We start from the raw sequence: 4,329 nt of genomic DNA on the forward strand, positions 1-4,329 counted from the left end.
GTCGAGCGGCTGCGCTCCGGGCTGAAGGCGGCGYTGCCGGACTACATGGTTCCGGCTCACCTCGTGGTGCTGGAGCGGCTGCCGCTGACGCCCAACGGCAAGCTGGACCGCAAGGCGCTGCCCGAGCCGGAACTGGCGTCGTCGTCGGCCCGGGTGCCGCCGCGCAGCGCAGCCGAACGGGCCCTGGCGGCGCTGTGGTGCGAGCTGCTGCGGCTGGAGAGTGTCGGCGTCACCGACAACTTCTTCGAGCTGGGCGGAGACTCSATCCTCTCCATCCAGCTGGTCAGCCGCGCCCRCCGCCAYGGCCTCGCCTTCACCCCGCGCGACGTCTTCGAGCACCAGACCCTGGAGGCGCTCGCCCGCGCCGCCCGTAGCGACGCCGGCGCTCCTGCTGCCGAGCAGGGTGCTGTCGGCGGKGCGCTGTCGCTGACSCCGATCCAGCGCTGGTTCTTCGAGGAGCCGATCCCCRGCCGCAGCCACTGGAACCAGTCGGTGCTGCTGCGGCTGCGCCGGCCGGTCGATCCGGCGCTGCTGGARCGGGCGCTCTCGGCCYTGCTGGCCCATCACGACGCCCTGCGGCTGGTCTTCGCTGGAGACGGCCGTGCCGAGCACCTGCCGCCCGAGGCGGTRCCGCCGGTGCTGTGGCACCGCGYYGCCGCCGATGCCGAAGCGCAGGAGCGGCTGTGCGAGAAGGCCCAGCGCAGCCTTGACCTCGAACATGGCCCGCTGCTGCGCGCCCTGCTGGTCGAGCGCGCGGACGAGGACGGAGAGCAGCGCCTGCTGCTGGCGATCCACCATCTGGTGGTGGACGGCGTGTCCTGGCGCGTGCTTCTGGAGGATCTGCAACTGGCCTGCACGCAGCTGGAGCGGGGCGAAGCGGTGGTGCTGCCGGCCAAGACCGCGTCCTTCCAGTCCTGGGGCGAGGCGCTGCGCCGCCACGCCGCGAGCGGGGCGCTGAGGGATGAGYTGTCCTGGTGGCGCGACAGCCTGGGGGACGCTCCGGCCGGGCTGCCGGGGGTGGCGGAGCCGGTGCCGACCGAGGCGCTGAGGGTGGCGACATCCGCCGTGGCGCGGACGCGGCTGGATGCCGGCTGGACGAAGCGCCTGCTGTCGTCGGCGCCTGCGGCCTACCGGACGCGGGTGAACGACCTTCTGCTGACGGCGCTGTCGCGGGTGCTGTGCCGGTGGAGCGGCGCAGCCTCGGCRCTGGTGCAGCTGGAGGGTCATGGYCGCGAGGAGCTGGTGGGYGGCCTGGACCTCAGCCGCAGCGTCGGCTGGTTCACCACCGCCTATCCGGTGCATCTGTGCCCCGGCGGGGGAGCCGGCGGAGAGATTGGCGCGTCGATCAAGRCGGTGAAGGAGCAGCTKCGGGCGGTKCCGTCGAACGGGCTKGGCTWYGGCGTGCTGCGCCATCTGGGCGATGGGGAGGCGCAGGCAACGCTGCGGGCGCTGCCCGAGGCGCGGGTGACCTTCAACTATCTGGGCCAGTTCGACGGCAGCTTCGACGACACCGCCCGCTTCGTGCCGGCCGACGAGCCGGCGGGCAGCAGCCAGGATGCCGATGCGCCTCTGGGCAACTGGCTGACGCTGAACGGTCAGGTCTATGACGGGGAGCTGGTGTTCGACTGGAGCTACAGCCGCTCGGTGCTGGCGCCGCCTGTCGTGGAGGGGTTGGCCTCGGCCTATGGGGAGGAGCTTCGGACACTGGTTGCGCATTGCGAGACCTCGGCCGGCGGTCTGACGCCGTCGGACGTTCCGCTGGCCGGCCTGACGCAGGGCCAGCTGGACGCGCTGCCGCTGCCGGCGCGCGAGTTGGAGGACCTCTACCCGCTGACGCCGATGCAGCAGGGCATGCTGTTCCATGCGCTCTACGAGCCGGGTGGCGACGCCTACATCAACCAGATGCGGGTGGATGTGGACGGGCTGGACGTGGCGCGCTTCCATGCGGCATGGCAGGGGGCGGTCGATGCGCATGACAGCCTGCGGGCGGGCTTCCTGTGGGACGGCCTGGAGCAGCCGTTGCAGGCGATCCGGCGCAAGGTTGCGGTGCCGCTGCGGCTGGAGGACTGGCGCGGCGCTCCGGACCCGATGGCGCGGCTGGAGGAGCTTGCGGCGGCGGAGCGGCAGGCCGGCTTCGACCTTGCGGCACCGCCTCTGCTGCGGCTGGCGGTGGTGCGCACGGGCGGGGAGCGCCATCATGTGATCCTGACCAGCCACCACATCCTGCTGGACGGCTGGAGCAGCTCGCAGCTTCTGGGAGAGGTGTTGCAACGCTATGCCGGCGTCGTGCCGGCGGCGGACGGCGGCCGCTTCCGCGACCATGTGGCCTGGCTGCAAGGGCGCGACAGGGCGGCGTCCGAGGCCTTCTGGCGCAACCGCACCGCCGAACTCGAACAGCCGACCAGGATCGTCTCGCTGCTGCCGTCCGGCCCGCAGGCGGAACCCATGCCTGAGCGGGACGGGCAGGGCGAGCATCGCTGCGTCTTCACCGTGGAGGAAACCCGTCGCCTCACCGACCTCGCCCGTCGCTGCGACGTCACGCTGAACACGCTGATGCAGGCGGCCTGGGCCGTCCTGCTGCGGCAGCATGGCGGCCAGGACACCGTCGCCTTCGGCACCACCGTGTCCGGCCGCCCGGCGGATCTGCCGGGGGTGGAACACCGGCTCGGCCTGTTCATCAACACGCTGCCGGTGATCCTGACGCCCCATCCTGCGATGCCGGTGGCAGACTGGCTCCGCACGGTCCAAAGCCGCAACCTCGACCTGCGTGAGCATGAGCACACGCCGCTCGCCGACATTCAGCACTGGTCGGGTCAGACCGCATCGGGCGACGCCGGCGGTGCCCTGTTCGACAGCCTGCTGGTGTTCGAGAGCTATCCGGTCGCCGAGGCGTTGCGTCAGGGAAGCCCCGGCGGGCTGCGCTTCTCGCCGGTGATCGGTTATGAGCGGACCAGCTATCCGCTGACCATCGCGATCATGCCCGGCGACCGGCTGGAGTTGCATCACCGCTACGACCGCGCCCATCTGACGGGGCCGGCGGTGGCGCACCTCGCCGGCCATCTGCGCCGTCTTCTGCTGGCGATGGCCGAAGCCCCGAACCGGTTGCTCGGTGCCTTCTCCGTGCTGGACGAGGCCGACCGCGACCGTATTTTCGGCGCCTGGAACCAACCGGAGCCGATGGACGCGACGCCCTTGCCGCGTCTGTTCGAGGTGCAGGCCGCCCGCAGTCCGGATGCCACCGCGGTTATCGCCGGCACGCGCAGCGTGAGCTATGGCGATCTCAACCGGCAGGCCAACCGGCTGGCCCATCGGCTGCGCGCGCTCGGTGTCGCGCCCGGTGTCCCGGTCGCCGTCATGCTCGAGCGGACGGAGGTTCTGCTGACCGGTCTTCTGGCGATCCTGAAGGCGGGTGGCGCCTATGTTCCGCTCGACCCCGACTATCCCGCCGACCGTGTCGCCTACATGCTGGCCGACAGCCAGGCGGCACTGGTCGTGACGCAACGCAGCCTGCTGCCCCGTCTTCCGGCGGGCGGGGGCCTGCGGGTGCTGGCGCTCGACGATCCGGCGCTCGGTCTGGAGAACGGCCCGGCGGACGATCCGCTGCCGGTCTACAGGGCGGAGGACGCCGCCTATGTCATCTACACCTCCGGTTCGACCGGACGGCCGAAGGGTGTGGTGATCGAGCATCGCAACGCCTCGGCCCTCATCGACTGGGCATTGCGGCTTTACCGGCCGGAGCAGTTGCAGGGGGTCCTGGCCTCGACCTCCGTCTGTTTCGATCTTTCGGTCTGGGAATTCTTCGTCACGCTGAGTGCCGGCGGCCATGTGGTGATGGCCGACAACGCCCTGGCCTTGCCCGACCTGCCGGCCCGCGACCGCGTGTGCCTGATCAACACGGTGCCGTCGGCCATTGCCGGCCTCCTGCGCTCCGGCGGTATTCCGGCCGGTGTGCGGACCATCAATCTGGCGGGCGAGCCGTTGGCTCAATCGCTGGTGGATGACCTCTATGCCGCCGGTATCGCCGACGTCTACGACCTCTACGGCCCGTCGGAGGACACGACCTATTCGACATTGACCCGTCGCGAGGCGGGGGGCCGCGCCAACATCGGCCGTCCCATCGATGGGACCTGCGGCTATGTCCTGGATGGCGACCTGAACCCGGTACCGCTTGGCGTGGTCGGGGAGCTTTATCTTGGCGGCGCGGGGTTGGCGCGGGGCTACCTGAACCGTCCCGGCCTGACGGCGGAGCGCTTCGTCGCCGATCCGTTCTCGGCCGGCGGCGGGCGGCTCTACCGCACCGGCGACCTCGTGCGCCAGCGTGGGGACGGG

At 71.2% G+C, this 4,329-nt stretch carries 1 protein-coding gene; it reads left to right on the forward strand.

All coding sequences use genetic code 11. From position 1 onward, the window contains the following. On the forward strand, window positions 1-4,329 hold a 4,329-nt coding region (locus VH569_RS35105; protein ID WP_423321881.1), incomplete at both ends, for an amino acid adenylation domain-containing protein.

Source organism: Azospirillum sp. 11R-A, from assembly GCF_049472615.1.
Classification (GTDB): domain Bacteria; phylum Pseudomonadota; class Alphaproteobacteria; order Azospirillales; family Azospirillaceae; genus Azospirillum; species Azospirillum palustre.